Genomic DNA, 18,351 nt, shown 5'->3' on the forward strand with positions numbered 1-18,351 from the left:
ACTAGCGACCGCCCTCGGCGTCGTGCGCGAGCAGGCGGCGTACGCCGTGGGCGACGGTGTGGTCGTCGTCGGGCGGCAGCGCCAGCAGGTCGAGCAGCAGCCGCCCGTCGTGCACGTGGCCGACGATGGCGGGGGAGCCGTGGCGCAGCGGTGCGGCCAGCCGGTGCGGCAGGGCGACCGCGGCGCTGGGCAGGGGCACGCCGGGCGCGCCGCCACCGCCCACGTGGCCCTGCGAGACCACGGCCTCGGCCGGCGCGCCGATCGCCGCGGCCAGCCGCCGGGCCCGCTCGAGGAGCTCCTCGGGCCGGGTGGCCAGGGCGGCCGCGACCGGCGGCACCGGACCGGTCAGGGTGGCCTCGAGCGCGGCCAGGGTCAGCTTGTCGACGCGCAGCGCGCGGGCGAACGGGTGGCGCCGCAGCCGCTGCACGAGCCCGGCCTCGCCGAGCAGCAGGCCGGCCTGCGGGCCGCCCAGCAGCTTGTCGCCCGAGGCCGTGACCAGGTCGGCGCCCGCGCGCAGCGTGGTCGCGGCGTCGGGCTCGTCGGGCAGCCGGGGGTGCGGGGCCAGCAGCCCCGAGCCGATGTCGGCCACGACCGGCACGCCCAGGCCCTGCAGCCCCTCGACGGGCACGGCGGAGGTGAAGCCCTCGACCCGGAAGTTGGAGGGGTGCACCTTGAGCACGAACGCCGTGCGGTCGCCGACCGCCCGCTCGTAGTCCTCGCGGCGCACCCGGTTGGTGGTGCCGACCTCGCGCAGCCGCGCGCCCAGCGACTCCATCAGCTCGGGGATGCGGAAGCCGTCGCCGATCTCGACGAGCTCGCCGCGTGAGACCACGACCTCGCGCCCGGCCGCGAGGGCGCAGGTCACCAGCGCCAGCGCGGCGGCGCCGTTGTTGACCACGTGCACGCCGCCGGCGTCGGGCACGGCGGCGGCGAGGGCGGCCAGGGCCGCCGCGCCGCGCCGTCCGCGCAGCCCGGTCTCGAGGTCGAGCTCGACGTCGGTGGCGCCGGCCGCCAGGGCCAGGGCCTCGACGGCCGCCGCCGACAGCGGTGCCCGCCCCAGGTTGGTGTGCACGACCACGCCGGTGGCGTTGAGCACCCGTCGCATCGACACCGGCGCGGCGGGCAGGTCGGCGAGGACCGCGGCGACCACCTCGTCGGGCGCCAGGCGGCCCTCGCGGCAGGCAGCCTGCGCCGCCGTGACCGCGGCCTTCACGCGCGGCCGGCCCAGGCGGGCCAGGGCCGGCGCCAGGGCCGGGTCGCCCAGCACGGCGTCGGTGCGCGGGACCCGGCGTCGGGCGTCCTCCACGGCGGTCCTCCGGCGACGGTTGGGCGACGGTTGCTGGGCAGAGCTGGCGGAGGCGGACGGGAATCGAACCCGCCTGACCGGGATGCCCGGTCACTACGGCTTTGAGGGCCGCGCCCGTCACCAGACGAGGTACGCCTCCGCACTCAACATAGCCCGGCGCCGTCCCGCCCCCGTCCCACCCCCACGCCCAGCCCCGGGCCCGCCACGCCCCACCCCCTCGGGTGCTGGCAACCGGGTGGGACGTACGGCAGGGTGCAGCCCATGGAGCAGTTCCTCGGGTGGCCGCTGGTGCGGCAGGTCCTCGGTCGAGACAAGCTGGGACGCGGTGCCGCGGCGATGTCGCAGCGCAGCCGCACCCTCGAGCCACGCACCGTGCAGGCCGACCGGGTCGTCGACTCGGTCTGCCCGTTCTGCGCCGTGGGATGCGCCCAGAAGGTCTTCGTCAAGGACGAGAAGGTCGTGCAGATCGAGGGCTCCGCCGCGAGCCCCATCTCGCGGGGTCGCCTGTGCCCCAAGGGCAGCGCCAGCAAGCAGCTGGTCACCTCCTCGAGCCGGGTCACCAAGGTCCGCTACCGCCGCCCGCACGGCACCGAGTGGGAGGACCTCGACCGCGAGACCGCGCTCGACATGATCGCCGACCGGGTCATCGCGACCCGCAAGCAGTTCTGGCAGTGGGAGGACGAGGAAGGACGGCGCACGCGCCGCACCCTCGGCATCGCCAGCCTCGGAGGGGCAGCCCTCGACAACGAGGAGAACTACCTCATGAAGAAGCTGTACACGGCCATGGGGGCGATACAGATCGAGAACCAGGCCCGTATTTGACACTCCTCCACGGTGCCCGGTCTGGGTACCTCGTTCGGCCGTGGTGGGGCTACCACCAGCTTGCAGGACCTGCAGAACGCTGACTGCATCCTCATCGAGGGCTCCAACATGGCGGAGGCCCACCCGGTGGGCTTCCAGTGGGTGATGGAGGCCAAGCGCCGGGGCGCGACGATCATCCACGTCGACCCCCGGTTCACCAGGACCTCGGCGGTCTCCGACCTGCACGTCCCGATCCGCGCGGGCAGCGACATCGCGTTCCTGGGCGGTCTGGTCAACCAGGTGCTGAGCAACGACCTCGACTTCCGCGAGTACGTCGTGGCCTACACCAACGCCGCCAACATCATCGACGCCGACTACCAGGGCCCCGACGACCTCGACGGGCTGTTCTCCGGCTTCGACCCCGAGACCGGGCAGTACGACCCGATCTCGTGGCGCTACGAGCCGCCCGAGGAGATGAACGAGGAGGAGCGCCAGCGCGACCGCGAGCTGCGCGAGGAGGCGGACGCGGCCGGCACCGGACAGGACGCGAAGCGCTCGCACCAGGCCGCCCGCTCCGAGAGCCACGGCTCCGGTGGTGCTCCGGTGAACTGGAAGGGGCTGCGCGACGAGACGTTGCAGCACCCGCGCTGCGTCTTCCAGATCCTCAAGCGGCACTTCGCCCGCTACACCCCCGAGATGGTCGAGGAGGTCTGCGGGATCCGGCCCGAGCAGCTGCACCAGGTGGCCGAGGCCCTGACCTCCAACAGCGGGCGCGAGCGCACCACCGCCTTCGCGTACGCCGTGGGCTGGACCCACCACAGCACGGGCGCGCAGATGATCCGCACCGCCTCGATCCTGCAGCTGCTGCTGGGCAACATCGGGCGGCCGGGTGGCGGCATCCTGGCGCTGCGCGGGCACGCCAGCATCCAGGGCTCCACCGACATCCCGACGCTGTTCAACATCCTGCCCGGCTACCTGCCGATGCCGCTGGCCGACCACCACCAGAGCCTCGACGAGTGGGTGCGCGCCGACGAGGGCAAGGCCGGCTTCTGGGGCAACATCCGCTCCTACGCCGTCAGCCTGCTCAAGTCCTACTGGGGCGACGCGGCCACGCCCGAGAACGACTTCTGCTTCGACTACCTGCCGCGCCTGACCGGCGACCACTCGACGTACAGCACCGTCAAGGGGCAGATCGAGGGCAAGGTCAAGGGCTACTTCCTGGTGGGGGAGAACCCCGCGGTGGGCTCGGCCAACGGCAAGATGCAGCGCCTGGGCCTGGCCAACCTCGACTGGCTGGTCGTGCGCGACCTGCAGATGATCGAGTCCGCGGACTTCTGGAAGAACGGCCCCGAGATCGAGACCGGCGAGCTGGTCACCGAGGACATCGGCACCGAGGTCTTCTTCATGCCCGCGGCCAACCACGTCGAGAAGGCCGGCTCCTTCACCCAGACCCAGCGGATGCTGCAGTGGCGCGACCAGGCGGTCCAGCCGCCCGACGACTGCCAGAGCGAGCTGGAGTTCTACGTCGACCTCGGCAACCGGATCCGCGAGAAGCTCGCCGGCTCCACCGACGAGATGGACCGTCCGCTGCTCGACCTGGCCTGGGACTACCCGGTCGACGAGCACGGCGAGCCCGACGCGGAGGCGGTGCTGAGGGAGATCAACGGCACCGGCCCCGACGGGGCGCCGCTCTCGTCGTACACCGAGCTGAAGGCCGACGGGTCGACCTCCTGCGGCTGCTGGATCTACTGCGGCGTGTTCGCCGACGGGGTCAACCAGGCCCGGCGGCGCAAGCCGCACTGGGAACAGGACCAGGTGGCCTCGGAGTGGGGCTGGGTGTGGCCGGCCAACCGGCGCATCCTCTACAACCGGGCCTCCGCGGCCCCCGACGGCACCCCGTGGAGCGAGCGCAAGCGCTACGTGTGGTGGGACGCCGAGCAGGGTCGCTGGACCGGCTCCGACGTGCCCGACTTCGTCGTCGACCGGGCTCCCGACCACGTGCCGGCGGACGGGGCGAAGGGTCCCGACGCGATCGGCGGCCAGGACCCGTTCGTGATGCAGACCGACGGCAAGGGGTGGCTCTTCGCCCCGGTCGGCGTCGCCGACGGTCCGCTGCCGGCGCACTACGAGCCGCCCGAGTCGCCGGTGCACAACCCGGTCTACGCCCAGCAGAACAACCCCGGGCGCAAGCAGCTCTCGACCCCGTCGAACCCGATCAACCCGAGCTTCTCGGACGTGTTCCCCTACGTGTTCACCACCTACCGGCTCACCGAGCACCACACGACGGGGGCGATGAGCCGCACGCTGCCCTACCTGACCGAGCTGCAGCCCGAGCCGTTCTGCGAGGTCTCGCCGCGCCTGGCGGCCGAGCGTGGTCTCGAGCACGGCGAGTGGGTGACCATCGTGACCGCCCGCACCGCCATCGAGGCGCGGGTGCTGGTGACCGAGCGGCTGCGCTCGCTGCGACTCGGCGAGCAGTGGGTCGAGCAGGTCGGTCTGCCCTACCACTGGGGCGTCAACGGCATCTCGAAGGGCGACTCGCCCAACGACCTGGTCAACGTGACCATGGACCCGAACGTCTCGATCCAGGACAAGGTCGGCACCTGCGACATCCGGCCCGGTCGTCGCCCGCGCGGCCCCGAGCTGACGGCGTACGTCGAGGACTACCGCAGGCGCGCCGGCGTCGACCTGGACAACCCCACCGACGGAGGCACCGACACGTGAGCAGGCTCAGCGAGTTCCTCTCCCCGGAGTCCCTGTGGGGACGCCTCGACGACCCCAGCCAGAACGCGGGCTACGAGGACCACCCCACCCGCAAGGGCTTCTTCACCGACACCTCGGTGTGCATCGGCTGCAAGGCCTGCGAGGTGGCGTGCAAGGAGTGGAACCAGGTGCCCGACGACGGCTACCTGCTCACGGGGATGTCCTACGACAACACCCAGCAGCTCGGCGCCAGCACCTGGCGCCACGTCGCCTTCATCGAGCAGCCGGTGGGAGCACCCTCGACGGGGGCCCCGCCGACCGACCTGGGGATGCCGGGCAGCAAGCCTCCCGGCTGGGAGCGCGAGGTGACCCTGGGCGAGGACCTCGTCGACGGCGACCCGCAGGGGGCGGCCTCCGGCGACAGCGGGGTGCGCTGGCTGATGTCCTCCGACGTCTGCAAGCACTGCACGCACGCGGCCTGCCTCGACGTGTGCCCGACCGGCTCGTTGTTCCGCACCGAGTTCGGCACCGTGGTGGTCCAGGAGGACATCTGCAACGGCTGCGGCTACTGCGTGCCGGCCTGCCCCTACGGCGTCATCGACCAGCGCAAGGACGACGGCCGCGCCTTCAAGTGCACGCTGTGCTACGACCGGCTCAAGGAGGGCCAGACGCCGGCCTGCGCGCAGGCCTGCCCCACCGAGTCGATCCAGTTCGGTGACCTCGACGAGCTGCGCGAGCGGGCGGCCGCCCGGGTCGAGCAGCTGCACGACCAGGGCGTCGACGTGGCCCGGCTCTACGGCGCCGACCCCGACGACGGCGTCGGCGGCGACGGGGCGTTCTTCCTGCTCCTCGACGAGCCGGAGGTCTACGGCCTGCCGCCCGACCCGGTGGTCACCACCCGCGACCTGGGCTCGATGTGGCGCCACGTGGGCGCCGGGGCGCTGGCCCTGGCCGGCCTGGGTGCCGCGTCCTTCCTCGGGAGGCGCCGATGAAGCGCGGCGAGCAGTCGATGGTGCCGGAGCCGGAGTTCCAGTCCTACTACGGGCGCCCGATCCTGAAGGAACCCACCTGGAAGACCCCCGACGTCCCGATCTACCTGTGGATCGGTGGCATCGCCGGCGGCTCGTCGCTGCTGGCCGAGGGAGCGGCGCTCAGCGGACGCCCGGGCCTCGAGCGGGTCACCCGGCTCACGGCCGCGACCGGGGCCGCGATCGGCACCGTCGCGCTGGTGCACGACCTGGGCCGCCCCGAGCGGTTCCTCAACATGCTGCGGGTCTTCAAGCCCACCTCGCCGCTGTCGGTCGGGTCCTACATCCTGGCCCCCTTCAGCAGCCTCGCCGGCGCGGCCGCCGCCTCGCACGTCACCGGGGTCGCGCCCCGCCTGGGCCGACTGGCCGGAGCCGGCGCGGCCGTCTTCGGACCCCCGCTGGCGACCTACACCGCCGCCCTGTTCTCCAACACCGCCATCCCGGTCTGGCACGAGGCCCACCGCGAGCTGCCCTTCGTCTTCGGCGCCTCGGCGGCGGCCGCCGCCGGCGGCACCGCGATGATGCTGGCCCCGGCCGCCGAGAGCGGTCCCGCGGTGCGGATGGCGGGCATCGGCGCGGTCGCCGAGCTCGGGCTGGCCCACCACATGGAGCAGCGCCTCGGGATGCTCGCCGAGCCCTACGAGAAGGGCCTGGCAGGCAAGCTGACGAAGCTCTCGCGGGCTCTGACCGTCACCGGTCTCGGGCTGAGCGCGCTCGGGCAGCGTCGTCCGTGGCTGCGCCGGGTGGCGGGGGCGTCGTACTCCGCCGGCTCGCTGGCGCTGCGCTTCGCGGTCTTCGAGGCCGGGCGCGAGTCGGCGCGGGACCCCAAGTACGTCGTGGTGCCGCAGCGCGAGCGGATTCGCGCCCGGGAGGAGGAGGCGCGTCGCCAGGGATCCGGCACTGTGTCCGTGTGACCGGTGAGACGATCCCTCAAGACTCCCTCCGACTGACCCAGTACGCCTCTGGGGGCGGCTGCGCCTGCAAGGTGCCGCCCGGCGAGCTCGAACGCGTGCTGGCCGGGCTGCCGGTGGCCGCCGGCCCCGACCTGCTGGTCGGTCTCGAGCACGGCGACGACGGTGCGGTGGTGCGCCTCGACGACGACCGCGCGGTGGTGCTGACCACCGACTTCTTCACCCCGGTCGTCGACGACCCCTACGACTGGGGGCGCATCGCTGCGGCCAACGCCCTCTCCGACGTCTACGCGATGGGCGGGGAGCCGCTGGTCGCGGTCAACCTGCTGGCCTGGCCGCGCGACCGGATCCCCTTCGAGGTGGCCGCCGAGGTGCTGCGCGGGGGAGCGGCGACCTGCGCCGAGGCCGGCTGCCTGCTGGCCGGCGGGCACAGCATCGACGACCCGGAGCCCAAGTACGGCCTGGCCGTGACCGGCACCGCCGACCCCTCCCGGCTGCTGCGCAACGACGCCGCCGCCCCCGGCACCCCGCTGACGCTGACCAAGCCGCTGGGCCTCGGCGTGCTCAACAACCGCCACAAGGCGACCGGCGAGCGCTTCGAGGAGGCGGTCGCGGTGATGACCTCGCTCAACCGCGACGCCTCGCGCGCCGCGCTGGCCGCGGGCCACACCGCCGCCACCGACATCACCGGCTTCGGGCTGCTGGGCCACCTCTACAAGATGTGCCGGGCCAGCGGGGTCGACGCGGTGGTCGACGCCGCGGCCGTGCCCTACCTCGAGCCGGCGCGCGCGTCGTACGCCGCCGGGTTCGTGCCGGGCGGCAGCCGCCGCAACCTCGACTGGGTGCGCCCCCACCTCGACGCCGGGGTCGACGAGGACGAGCTGGTGCTGCTGGCCGACGCACAGACCTCCGGGGGCCTGCTGGTCGCCGGCGAGCTGCCCGGCCACCCGGTCGTCGGCGAGGTCGTGGCCCGCGCGGGGGCGGACGCCCGCATCACGGTGCGCTGACGAGGCACGAGCAGTCGATTGTTCACCTCCGAGCAGTCGATCGTGCACCCTCGCGTGGTACGAACATGACCGGTCGATGGTGCGCAAGTGACTGCTCGGCCGGCCGTCGACCCGATCCCCAGGAGCCCTGATGAACGACACCCCCAGCACCTCCGGCGGCGCCGACGCCCCGCAGGTGGTCTTCGCCTGCGTGCGCAACGGTGGCCGCTCGGTGATCAGCCGGGTGCTGACCGAGCACTACGCGCAGGGGCGGGTGCGCGCACTGTCGGCCGGCACCCAGCCCGGCGAGCACATCCACCCCGAGGTCGCCGACGCCCTCGAGCGCCTCGGCCTCGACACCTCGAGGGAGGAGCCGACCCGGCTCACCCGCGAGACCATCGCCGACAGCACCATGGCGATCACGCTGGGCTGCGGCGAGGAGTGCCCCTACGTGCCCGGCGTGAAGTACGTCGACTGGCCGGTCGCCGACCCGGGCGGGCAGGACCCCGAGACCGTGCGCGCGATCGTGGCCGACCTCGACGAGCGGGTCCGCGGGCTGCTCGTCGAGCTGGTGCCCGACCTCGACCTGGGGCCCTCAGTCCTCTCCTGAGCCGGTAGCCCCGTCGACCCCGTCGACCCCGTCGACCCGGTCGGCCCGGTCGACCAGGGCCTCGACCGCGGCCACGGCTTCCCGCGCCGGGCGACCCACGCCGACCAGGGTCGCCGACGCCGGCCCGCACCAGTCGCCGTACCCCAGCAGCAGCACGCGGGGCTCCCCGGCGGCCTGCACCGGCATCGTGCCGCCCGCGGGCGCCTCGGTGAGCAGGCGCCCGTCGGTGGCGGCCAGGCCCAGGGCCCGCAGGTGGCCCAGCGCGGGCCGGAAGCCGGTGGCCCACACGACCGCGTCGAGGGGCTCCTCGCGCCCGTCGGGCCAGCGGGCGCCGGTGCGGGTCAGCCGCTCGACCATCGGCACCGCGCGCAGCCTGCCCCGGTCGCGCGCCTCGCGCACCGGCGGCACGGCCACGACGTCGCCCAGCGAGGCCACGCCCGGGGTCGGCCGCCCGGCGGCCCGGTCGCGCACCGCCTGGGTGGCGGTCTCGAAGAGCACCCGGCCGTCGACGTGGTCGGGCAGGTAGCGGGGCGGGCGCAGCGCCGCCCAGTGCAGCCGCTCGACCACCGGCAGCAGGTCGGCGGCCACCTGGGCCGCGGAGTTGGCGCCGCCCACGACGAGCACGCGCTGCCCGGCGTACGCCGCGGGCCCCCGGTAGCCGGCGGTGTGCACCTGGGTGCCCTCGAAGTCGTCGGCGCCGGGCACGGCCGGCACGAAGGGCCGCGACTGCGTGCCGGTGGCGCTGATGACGGCCCGGGCCGACCAGTCGCCGTGGTCGGTGCGCACCCGCAGCCGTTCGCCGGCGTCGCGGCGCACCTCGTGCACCCGCACCGGGCGACGCACGTCGAGGCCGTAGCGCTGCTCGTAGTCGCGCAGGTAGGCGACCACGTGGGAGGCGGGCGGGTTGTCCTCGCCGCTCCACCGCGGCATCGGCCAGCCGGGCAGCGAGCTGTAGGCGGCAGGGGAGAAGAGCCGCAGGCTCGGCCACGTATCGGGCCAGGAGCCGCCCGGCCGGTCGTGCGCGTCGAGGACCACCCACGACAGCTCGCCGACGCCCCGGCGGCGCCGCTCGCGGTCGGCGCGCTGCAGGTAGAACCCGGCCGCCAGCCCGGCCTGCCCGGCCCCGATGACGCACACGTCGACCTGCGGGTCGGTGCCCCGGCGCTCGCTCACCCGCCCGACCCTAGACAGCGCCGTCGTCCTTTCGGTCATTTCCTCTGGTCCACCCGGGCCTCGGGGCGCGCGGGGGCTGCACCCGGGCCCCCGGGCTCGCTAGCCTCCGGCTGGGAGACTCGACGACGAGGTGGTGGCAGTGGTGCGCAGACGCAGGGTGGTGACCCGACGCGACCGTGACCTGCGCCTGGGCTACGCCGGCCTGGTGGTCGGCGCCGGTGCCTTCGTCGGTGCCCTGGTGGTCACCACGACCGTGGTCGACGTGCTGCCCGACCTGGGCGGCGAGCGGCCGGTGCTGGCCGCCGAGCAGTCGATGGTGCCCGGTGCGCAGCTGCGACCCGGTGCCGGGGTCGGCACGCGCCCGGACCGGGCTGGGGACACGGTCGGACGGGCCGCTTCCCCGGCGGCGGCCGAGCCCCAGCGATCGACCCAGCCGCCCCAGTCGTCGGGCCAGCCGGTGGTCCAGCCGGCCGCCGCGCCGGCCCAGCCCGCCTCCCCGCCCTCGGGGCAGGGGCCGCGCGGCCCGCAGGGCCCGCAGGGTCCGCCTCCCACGTCTCCTGCTCCGCCGTCCGGTGGTGGCGGCGACGGGCCGGTCTCCGCGGTGCTGAACCCCGCCGCCGGCACGGCCGCCCAGGCCCTCGACGAGCTCACCGGCGGGCTGAGCCAGCCGGTCGGGCAGGGCGTCGTCGGCGTGGTCGGCACCCTGGGTGAGGCCGCCGACGGCCCCCTCGGGGGCGGGGCCAAGGCGTCGCCGGGCAAGGCCCCGCAGGTGAAGGTGAAGGGGTTCTCCGGCAAGGCCCCGCAGGCCAAGGCCAAGGGCTTCCCGGGCAAGGCCCCGCAGGTGAAGGTGAAGGGCTTCCCGGGCAAGGCCCCTCAGGCCAAGGGATCGCGTGGGAAGGGCTCGCGCGGCAAGGGTCCGCGGCTCAGCGCCGGAAAGCCGTGGCGGTGACGCGGAACGGCTTCTCGTCGTGCTTGGCCGCGCCCGAGCACGAGTAGGGCTCGTCCTCGTAGCAGTCGAAGCTCGTCGCGGTGTTGACGAACGAGACGGTGACCCCCTCGACGCGTGAGGCCGAGAACGGCACCGTGGTGCTGGCTCGTCCGTCGTCGCCGAAGCCCAGGATCTTCTGGGTGCCCTCGCCCTTCGTGGTCGTCACGGTCACCACCGCCATCGGCCGGGAGGCCGACCCCGGCCCCTCCAGCGCCAGTCGCAGCCGCCACCGGCGCCCCTTCAGCGCCCCCGCGGGCCTGACGTCGACGTGCTTGGCCGCCATGTGGTCGACCGCGGTGCGCCGGGTCGCGGTCGGGGCGTCCTTCGTCAGGCGCGCCCTGGCCGCCCGGGTGGGGCTCGGCCAGTGCCGGCCCTCGGCGTACGACGCGCGGGTGTCGAGGTTGGCGGCGACGAAGCGGGTGTACTCGCGGCTGAAGCCGCCCTTCGGGCCGAGCACCGTGGTGAGGGCCTTGGTCGAGTAGTCGCGCCCGGCGCCGCGGAACTGCCCGGCCTGCTTCCAGACCTTCGCCACCACGGCGTTGCCGTGGCGCTGGCTCAGGTGCTCCCACCAGGCCCAGTTGCCGTAGTGGCGTCCAAAGGTGGTGCTGAAGACGTCGAGGGGGGCGTCGGGCACCCGCACCTGGCCGACCGGCAGGAACTGCCGGTTGTCGTCGACGTCGTCGGCGAAGCGCTCCTCGATCCAGGTCGCGGTCGACTCCATCAACCAGCGGTCCTCGCGGTAGTCGTAGTTGAACTGGATCGCGTGGAAGAACTCGTGGGCAGCGGTGACGCGCAGCGTGTCCTTGGGCTTGCGGCCGTACTCGGAGCGGGCGAAGTCGTCGTCGAGCACGCAGTAGCCGTTCGCGAGCCGCTTGTTGCCCTTGACCTCGTACTCGGGGGAGCAGTAGCCGTAGAGCCGCTGGGCGCTGAGCTCCTTGAGGTAGACGTCGAACTTGCCGTTGCCGCCGTTCTCCCGCTTCGGCAGGGTGCGGTCGCTGACCGGGGTGCGGTAGCCGAGCCGACCGGTCTCGAAGGCCCACACCCGCTCCATCACCGCGAGCGTGGTGCGCACCCAGGCCTGGCTGGAGGGCTTGTCGGCGCCCTTGGTCACGTAGTGCACGCACACGTGGTCGCCGCAGATCCGCTTCGAGCGACTGGTGTAGCCCTGGCCGACGGGGTCGGCGTCGCCGTCGGTGGGCCGGGCCAGCAGCGCCTCGCCCTGGTCGCGCTCATCCTCGGCGAGGCGGGGGAGTGCGACCTGCAGGTCGCGCAGCGCCAGGGTCGCCTCGCGCGGCTCGCCGACGGGTTGTCCGGGGCCGCGCCCTCCGGTGGTGGTCCCGGCCAGGCCTAGCGCCTCGCGGGCGGCGGCGAGCACCTGCTGCGGGTCGTCGCCGGCCGCGGCCGTGCCGGTCGCGAGGGCCGGCACGTCGGAGAGGCCCGGCCCGGGGGTCGAGGCCGCCGTGCCGGGGGCCGCGCTCGACAGCAGGGCGGCGGCGAGGCCGACGGCGAGGGCCGTCGCGGTCGTGCGGCGGCGGGGCGGAGCGGCGGGTCTGCGGCGCATCGTGGTCCTAGCGTCTGGGGCCGGCGTCTCGGGCCTGCGGGCGGTCTGGACCAGCCTGCACCGCGCCGGTGTCCCGTTCCGGGCGGACGCGCCGGTCAGCCGGTCGCGGAGATCTTCTCGATCAGCGCGGTCGTGGAGATGGCGGGGGTGCGCGGCAGGTAGACGACGTCGCAGATGTCGCGGAACTCGTCGAAGCGGCCCTCCCAGTCGTCACCCATCACGAGCACGTCGGCGCCGTGCTCGAGGATGTAGTCGCGCTTGAGCTCGAGGCTCTCCTCGAGGAAGACCGCGTGCACCGGCTTGAGCGCGGCCACGATCGCCATCCGCTCGCCCTCGCTGAAGACGGGCTCGCGGCCCTTCTTGCGCATGTTCAGCTCGTCGGCGGAGACACCGACCACGAGCCGGTCGCCGAGGGCGGCGGCGCGCTCGATGACGCGCAGGTGCCCGACGTGGAAGACGTCGAAGGTCCCGAAGGTGATCACGGTGCGGGCCGTGGAGGAGGGTGCCGACATGCCGCGAAGTCTCGCACCAGACACCCGTGCGCGAGAATCTGGCCTTGATGAGCACCCAGACCGCGGCCCCGGCGCCCCACACCGACACCACGCAGGACGACGTACGCCGTCGAGCCCTGCGCCGCATGCGCAGCGTGGCCCTCGGACTGCTGGTCCTGGCCGCCGTCGTCTACGCCCTGACCCGTGACCTCGACGGCTTCTGGGGCTTCGTCAACGCCGGCGCGGAGGCGTCGATGGTGGGCGCGATCGCCGACTGGTTCGCGGTGACCGCGCTGTTCCGGCACCCCCTGGGGATCCCGATCCCGCACACGGCGCTGATCCCGCGCCGCAAGGACGACCTGGGCCGCGGCCTGCAGGAGTTCGTCGGTGAGAACTTCCTGCAGGAGGAGGTCGTGCGCGAGCGCGTCGGCGCCGCCCAGGTCGCCGCCCGGGTCGGCGCGTGGCTCTCGGAGCCTGAGCACTCGCGCAGGGTGGTCGTCGAGGTCGCCGAGGTGGTCGCGACCGGGCTGGCCAAGGTGCGCGACGAGCACGTGCGCAGCCTGGTCGAGGACGCGCTGGTGCCGCGCTTCCACGAGGAGCCGATCTCGCCGCTGCTGGGCAACCTGCTGGCCGAGGCGATGCGCGATGACCTGCACCACGGGGTGATCGACCTGGTGCTCGACGAGCTGCACGGGTGGCTGGTCGACAACCCCGACACGGTCGCCGAGGTGCTGGGGGAGCGTGCGCCGTGGTGGGCGCCGCAGAGCATCAACGAGCGGGTCACCTCGCGCATCCACCTCGAGCTCGTGCGCTGGGTCTCCGACATCCGCGACGACCCGCGCCACCGCGCCCGGGCCGCGCTCGACTCGATGCTGCGCCAGCTCTCGCACGACCTGCTGGAGGACCCCGGCACCCGCGAGCGGGCCGAGGCGCTCAAGGACCGCCTGCTCGACCAGCCCCAGGTGATCGCGACCGCCATCGCGCTGTGGGACGCCCTGCGCCGGGCCCTGACCGAGTCGCTCGGCGACCCCCGCGGGGCCGTGCGCGAGCGGCTGCAGACCGAGGTCGACCGGTTCGCCCACCGCCTGGTCACCGAGCCCGACCTGCGCGCCGGCCTCGACGCCGCCGCCGCCGACGCCGCCGTCTTCGTCGTGGAGCGCTACGGCCAGGAGGTCACCGCCGTCATCACTCACACCATCGAGCGCTGGGACGGTCGCGAGGCCGCCGAGCGCATCGAGCTGCACGTGGGCCGCGACCTGCAGTTCATCCGGATCAACGGCACCATCGTCGGCGGTCTGGTCGGCGTGCTGATCCACACCCTCGACGTGCTGCTGCCCTGACCCGAGCCGGCGCGAGTTCCGCGCGAGCCGGCGCCAGTTCGGAACTGGCGCCGGCTCGGCGTTCGGCTGGGAGAGGGTTGTGCGCCCGCGCAGTCAGAGGCGCGCGGTGGGTCAGGAACCGTTCTGACCGCGGCTTCGGTTGCCAGCGCACCGCTGGGCTCTACCCGCCCAGGCCCGCGGTGCGTCAGCAACCGGGGGTGGGTGAGGAACGGTTGCTGGGTCACCGATGACCGACGCACTCAACCCTCGGCGGTTCTGCGGTGATGGGCCGGCGAGGTGGGGCCACGGGTCGGGGGGTGCGCGGGCTCCCGTCAGGAGGGCGGTGACGGCTCTGAGAGGTCGAAGTCGGAGTCGTCACACCCCTTGCGCTCGAACACGTGTTCGAGTAAAGTGACGAGCATGGCACCCGCTCCCGCACCCGGTCTCGACCTGGCCGACCTCTCCGAGGTCGAGCTGGTCGAGGTGCTGCGGGCGGCCGAGGAGGAGAAGTGCCGGCTCGAGGCGTTGCAGGTCGAGCTGACGGCCCGTCTCGACGAGGTCGTACGCCGCCGCCACGCCGCAGCCGGTGTCCGCGCTGAGAAGCAGGGCGCCGGAGTGGCCTCCCAGGTCGCGCTCGCTCGGCGGGAGTCCCCGAACCGGGGCGCCCGTCACCTCGGGTTGGCGAAGATCCTGGTGACCGAGCTGCCGCACACGCTGGCAGCGATGCGCGCGGGCTGGTGCACCGAGTGGCGTGCCACGTTGGTGGCCCGCGAGACCGCCTGCCTGTCACTGGAGGACCGTCGCCGCATCGATGCCGAGCTGATGGCCGACCCCGCCACCACCGAGGGCTGGGGCGACCGACGGCTGGTCGCGGCGGCACGGGCACGGGCCTACGAGCTCGACCCGCACGCCGCCCTCAAGCGATCCCGCAAGGCCGAGGGGGAGCGGCACGTCTCGCTGCGCCCCGCGCCGGACACGATGACCTGGCTGACTGCGCTACTCCCGGTCGCCCAGGGCGTCTCGGTCTACGCCGCCCTCACGCGGACCGCGGACCAGGCCCGGGCCGCCGGCGACGAGCGCAGCCGCGGTCAGGTGATGGCCGACGCCCTCGTCACCTCTCTCACGACTCCCACAAGCTCAGAGTCCGCCGAGCCGGCGCCAGTTTCTGGCCCGGTGCCGGTGGCGGTCAACCTGACCGTCTCGGATGCCACCCTGCTCGACGGTGGGCACGCGCCGGGCTGGATCGCCGGCTACGGGCCGGTGCCGGCCGGGGTGGCCCGCGACCTGGTCGCCACCGCGCTGGCGGAGGCGCACGCGACGCTGCGGCGGCTCTACACCACCAGCACCGGCGCCCTGGTCGCGATGGACGCCCGCTCCCGCACCTTCCCAGCCTCGCTGGGGCTGTTCATCGACCTGCGGGACCAGTCGTGCCGCACCCCGTGGTGCGACGCCCCGATCCGGCACCGCGACCACGTCGTCCCCGACCATGCGGGCGGCCCCACCAGCGGCGGCAACGGCCAGGGGCTGTGCGAGGCCTGCAACCAGGCCAAGGAAGCCCTGGGCTTTACCGCCACCGCCCACGACGGCGTGGTCACGACGACGACGCCCACCGGTCACCAGGTCCGCTCCCGCGCTCCCGCCCTGCCACCCGGCGACCCACCAGCCGAGCAGCGACCACCAGGACCTCGCCCCGGGGTCCGGATCTACCGCCCCCACCTCCAGGTCGTCCTCGCCGGCGACTACCGGGCGGCCTGAGGCGCGCGCCGTCGCGCGAGTGGTTGACTGGGGGAGTGCCTGAACCCGTGGAGCCCTTCGACGTCCCCGTCCGCGAGGAGTCCGTCATCCGCCTGGGCCAGTTCCTCAAGCTGGCCAACCTGATCGAGTCGGGCTCGCAGGCCAAGGAGGTCGTCGCCTCCGGCGAGGTGCTGGTCAACGGCGAGGTCGAGACCCGCCGCGGTCGCCAGCTCGCCATGGGCGACGTGGTGCGGCTCGGACCGCAGGCGGCGCGGGTCGCCGACGAGGCGACGTACGACGACGGGCTGCCCTGGTAGGGCCCTGACGGCCGCGCTCAGACGCGGACCAGAGCCTCCGGGCCCAGGTCGCGGTGGCTGGCGTAGCCGGCGTTGCCCAATGTCAGGTCGAGCTCGGCCAGCAGGCAGCGCAGCACGTGCTCGACACCGGGCTGCCCGCCCAGCGCCAGGCCGTAGAGGTAGGGCCGGCCCAGCAGCACGGCCTCGGCGCCCAGCGCCAGCGCCTTGAGCACGTCGGGGCCCGAGCGCACACCGGAGTCGAAGAGCACGCACAGGTCGTCGCCGACGGCCTCGGCGATGCCGGGCAGCACGTCGAGCGAGGCCACCGCGCCGTCGACCTGGCGGCCGCCGTGGTTGGAGACCACGATGCCCTCGACGCCGTGGTCGCGGGCCAGCCGCGCGTCGTCGACGTGCTGGATGCCCTTGAGCACGATCGGGCCGGGCCAGCGCTCGCGCAGCCACGGCAGCTGGTCCCAGCTGAGCCCGGGGTTGGGGAAGACACCGGCGAACGCGATGCCGGCGCCGACCGGGTCCTCGTCGGCGGGCTTCTCGAGGCGGGCGTTGAAGACCGGGTCGGTGGTGTAGGAGGCGATGCCCTGGTTGGCCAGGAACGGCAGGTAGCCGCGGTCGAGGTCCTGGGGGCGCCAGCCCAGCATCGTGGTGTCGAGGGTGACGACGAGGTGGGTGTAGCCCGACGCCTGGGCCCGGGCCAGGAAGCTCTCGCAGAGCTCGGGGTCGGAGGGCCAGTAGAGCTGGTACCACCGGGCGCCGTCGCCGGAGGCCTCGGCGACCTGCTCGATGGAGTGGTCGGCCTGGGTGGACTGCACGAACGGCAGCCCCATCGCGGTCGCGGCGCGGGCGCTGGCCAGCTCGCCGTCGGGGTGGGCGAGGGTCTGCACCCCCACCGGCCCCAGCAGCACCGGGGCGGCCATCGCGGTGCCGAGCACCTCGGTGGACAGGTCGCGGGTGGCGTGGTCGCGCAGCATCCGCGGCACGATCCGCCAGCGCTCGAAGGCCGCGACGTTGGCGCGCGCCGTCGAGCCCCCGCCCGCGCTCGGCACGATGTAGCCGAGCGGGGCGGGGTCGAGCACCTGGGCCGCAGCGGTCTCCAGCGACGCCAGGTCGGTGGTGATCGCCGGCGTGGTGCCGCCGATCATCCCGTCGACGTAGATCGAGATCTGGTGGTCTCCGAAGTGGCCCATGTGCTTACGGGGTGCTCAGGAGACGTCGAGCAGGTCGACGACGAAGATCAGCGTCTCGCCGGGCTTGATGACGCCACCGGCGCCGCGGTCGCCGTAGCCCAGGTGCGGCGGGATGACGAGCTTGCGGCGGCCGCCGACCTTCATGCCCTGCACGCCCTGGTCCCAGCCGCTGATGACCTGGCCGATGCCGAGGCGGAACTGCAGCGGGGTGCCGCGGTTGTACGACGCGTCGAACTCCTCGCCGGTGGAGTGGGCCACGCCCACGTAGTGCACCGACACGGTCTGGCCGGAGGAGGCCTCGGCGCCGTCGCCGACGGTGACGTCGGTGACCACGAGGTCGGCGGGCGGGTCGAAGTCGGGGAAGTCGATCTCAGGCTTGTCCATGGGTCAGACCCTAGTGCCCTCCGGGTAGGGTCTGCCGCGACCGGTGGGGTGCCGGCGCAGCGAGGGAGGGCACGTGCCGGACGAAGCGTCAGCCGCCGACAAGGCAGGCAAGCGCCACTCGATGCCGCTGTGGCAGGAGTCGCTGCTGCTGATGGGCCTGGCGGTCGTGCTCGCGCTCGTGGTCAAGACCTTCCTGGTGCAGGCCTTCTACATCCCCTCGGGGTCGATGGAGCCGGGCCTGGAGGTCAACGACCGGATCCTGGTGCAGAAGGTCTCCTACTGGACCGACGAGCCGCAGCGCGGCGACATCGTCGTCTTCGAGGACCCCGGCAGCTGGCTCAGCCCCGCCGAGTCGGCCGGTCCGACCGGCGCCGTGGCCAGCACGCTGAGCCGGATCGGGCTCTACCCCGCCGGTGGTCACCTGGTGAAGCGGGTCGTCGGCGTCGCCGGCGACACGATCACCTGCTGCGACGACCAGGGCCGGCTGCTGGTCAACGGCGAGCCGCTCGACTCCAGCGACTTCACCCGCAACGACCGCGACTGCGACGGCCCGATGATCGCCTCGTGCGAGTGGTCGGCCGGGCCGGTGCCCGAGGGGTCGGTCTTCGTGATGGGCGACCACCGCGACGACTCCGCCGACTCCAGCTTCCACCTGAGCTGCGACGTCACGAAGGAGCGCGAGCGCCGCCGTGGCGACGAGGTCGAGGCCGCCCCCGAGGCCGGCAGCTGCGACGCCGGCGACGCCTACGTGGCCACCGACCTGGTGGTCGGCAAGGTGTTCGCCCGGGTCTGGCCGGCCAGCCGGTTCTCGCTGCTCGACAAGCCCGACGCCTTCGACGCGCTCGACTGACGGCCGGC

The 18,351-nt window shown here is 73.8% G+C and carries 17 protein-coding genes and 1 tRNA gene; 11 read left to right on the plus strand and 7 right to left on the minus strand.

Annotated elements, in window-relative coordinates:
* Position 1: 1 nt before the first annotated feature.
* Together selA and QWJ41_RS15535 are read right to left on the minus strand one after the other, a co-directional pair.
* The gene (gene selA / locus QWJ41_RS15530) at positions 2-1,306 is read right to left on the minus strand and encodes an L-seryl-tRNA(Sec) selenium transferase (RefSeq protein WP_302709309.1); all 1,305 of its coding nucleotides are present in this window, start codon (positions 1,304-1,306) and stop codon (positions 2-4) included.
* A 44-nt stretch (positions 1,307-1,350) separates the two neighbouring features.
* A tRNA-Sec gene (locus QWJ41_RS15535) sits at positions 1,351-1,445 on the minus strand.
* Between the two features lie 122 nt (positions 1,446-1,567).
* Between QWJ41_RS15535 and QWJ41_RS22420 the strand changes: the two genes are divergently transcribed.
* From QWJ41_RS22420 to QWJ41_RS15560, 6 genes are all read left to right on the plus strand, one after another.
* The gene (locus tag QWJ41_RS22420) at positions 1,568-2,128 is read left to right on the plus strand and encodes a dehydrogenase (RefSeq protein ID WP_193667587.1); all 561 of its coding nucleotides are present in this window, start codon (positions 1,568-1,570) and stop codon (positions 2,126-2,128) included.
* 12 nt (positions 2,129-2,140) lie between these two features.
* On the plus strand, positions 2,141-4,831 hold the full coding sequence (gene fdh / locus QWJ41_RS15540) for a formate dehydrogenase (RefSeq protein WP_500684572.1): 2,691 nt from the start codon (positions 2,141-2,143) through the stop codon (positions 4,829-4,831).
* Complete coding sequence (locus tag QWJ41_RS15545) at positions 4,828-5,802, plus strand: 4Fe-4S dicluster domain-containing protein (protein ID WP_302709311.1); 975 nt, start codon at positions 4,828-4,830, stop codon at positions 5,800-5,802. Before fdh ends, QWJ41_RS15545 begins: the two co-directional genes overlap by 4 nt.
* Complete coding sequence (nrfD, locus tag QWJ41_RS15550) at positions 5,799-6,752, plus strand: NrfD/PsrC family molybdoenzyme membrane anchor subunit (RefSeq protein WP_302709312.1); 954 nt, start codon at positions 5,799-5,801, stop codon at positions 6,750-6,752. Before QWJ41_RS15545 ends, nrfD begins: the two co-directional genes overlap by 4 nt.
* 11 nt (positions 6,753-6,763) lie before the next feature.
* On the plus strand, positions 6,764-7,756 hold the full coding sequence (gene selD, locus QWJ41_RS15555; protein WP_302709349.1) for a selenide, water dikinase SelD: 993 nt from the start codon (positions 6,764-6,766) through the stop codon (positions 7,754-7,756).
* Positions 7,757-7,886: 130 nt separating this feature from the next.
* On the plus strand, positions 7,887-8,345 hold the full coding sequence (locus QWJ41_RS15560; protein WP_302709313.1) for an arsenate-mycothiol transferase ArsC: 459 nt from the start codon (positions 7,887-7,889) through the stop codon (positions 8,343-8,345).
* Here the strand turns inward: QWJ41_RS15560 and QWJ41_RS15565 are convergent.
* Positions 8,331-9,518 (minus strand): ArsO family NAD(P)H-dependent flavin-containing monooxygenase, encoded by a 1,188-nt coding sequence (locus QWJ41_RS15565; RefSeq protein WP_302709314.1) that lies wholly within the window; start codon positions 9,516-9,518, stop codon positions 8,331-8,333. The genes QWJ41_RS15560 and QWJ41_RS15565 overlap by 15 nt on opposite strands.
* Before the next feature lie 160 nt (positions 9,519-9,678).
* On the opposite strand from QWJ41_RS15565, the gene QWJ41_RS15570 reads away from it, so the two are divergent.
* Complete coding sequence (locus tag QWJ41_RS15570; RefSeq protein ID WP_302709315.1) at positions 9,679-10,467, plus strand: hypothetical protein; 789 nt, start codon at positions 9,679-9,681, stop codon at positions 10,465-10,467.
* On the opposite strand, the gene QWJ41_RS15575 is transcribed toward QWJ41_RS15570, so the two are convergent.
* Positions 10,442-12,067 (minus strand): MXAN_6640 family putative metalloprotease, encoded by a 1,626-nt coding sequence (locus tag QWJ41_RS15575; protein WP_302709316.1) that lies wholly within the window; start codon positions 12,065-12,067, stop codon positions 10,442-10,444. The two genes, QWJ41_RS15570 and QWJ41_RS15575, sit on opposite strands and share 26 nt — an antisense overlap.
* Positions 12,068-12,162: 95 nt before the next feature.
* Positions 12,163-12,579, minus strand: coding sequence for an FAD synthase family protein (locus tag QWJ41_RS15580; protein WP_193667579.1), 417 nt, complete (start codon positions 12,577-12,579; stop codon positions 12,163-12,165).
* A 47-nt stretch (positions 12,580-12,626) separates the two neighbouring features.
* Between QWJ41_RS15580 and QWJ41_RS15585 the strand changes: the two genes are divergently transcribed.
* The 3 genes from QWJ41_RS15585 to QWJ41_RS15595 all read left to right on the plus strand — a co-directional run bounded on the left by QWJ41_RS15585 (position 12,627) and on the right by QWJ41_RS15595 (position 15,928).
* On the plus strand, positions 12,627-13,898 hold the full coding sequence (locus tag QWJ41_RS15585; protein ID WP_302709317.1) for a DUF445 domain-containing protein: 1,272 nt from the start codon (positions 12,627-12,629) through the stop codon (positions 13,896-13,898).
* A gap of 399 nt (positions 13,899-14,297) precedes the next feature.
* Entirely contained in the window at positions 14,298-15,632 is a 1,335-nt protein-coding gene (locus tag QWJ41_RS15590; RefSeq protein ID WP_302709318.1) for an HNH endonuclease, read from the plus strand.
* Positions 15,633-15,667: 35 nt separating this feature from the next.
* Complete coding sequence (locus tag QWJ41_RS15595; RefSeq protein ID WP_302709319.1) at positions 15,668-15,928, plus strand: RNA-binding S4 domain-containing protein; 261 nt, start codon at positions 15,668-15,670, stop codon at positions 15,926-15,928.
* Positions 15,929-15,945: 17 nt separating this feature from the next.
* Here the strand turns inward: QWJ41_RS15595 and QWJ41_RS15600 are convergent, their stop codons facing one another.
* Positions 15,946-17,109, minus strand: coding sequence for a lactate 2-monooxygenase (locus tag QWJ41_RS15600; protein WP_302709320.1), 1,164 nt, complete (start codon positions 17,107-17,109; stop codon positions 15,946-15,948).
* A gap of 15 nt (positions 17,110-17,124) precedes the next feature.
* Positions 17,125-17,493: an FKBP-type peptidyl-prolyl cis-trans isomerase gene (locus QWJ41_RS15605; protein ID WP_302709321.1), complete on the minus strand. Its 369-nt coding sequence runs from the start codon at positions 17,491-17,493 to the stop codon at positions 17,125-17,127.
* Positions 17,494-17,566: 73 nt separating this feature from the next.
* Here QWJ41_RS15605 and lepB point away from each other — a divergent pair, with 73 nt between their 5' ends.
* Positions 17,567-18,343, plus strand: coding sequence for a signal peptidase I (gene lepB / locus QWJ41_RS15610; protein WP_302709322.1), 777 nt, complete (start codon positions 17,567-17,569; stop codon positions 18,341-18,343).
* Positions 18,344-18,351 lie beyond the last annotated feature (8 nt).

The sequence above is a fragment of the Nocardioides cremeus genome (genome assembly GCF_030518195.1).
Lineage (GTDB): Bacteria > Actinomycetota > Actinomycetes > Propionibacteriales > Nocardioidaceae > Nocardioides > Nocardioides cremeus.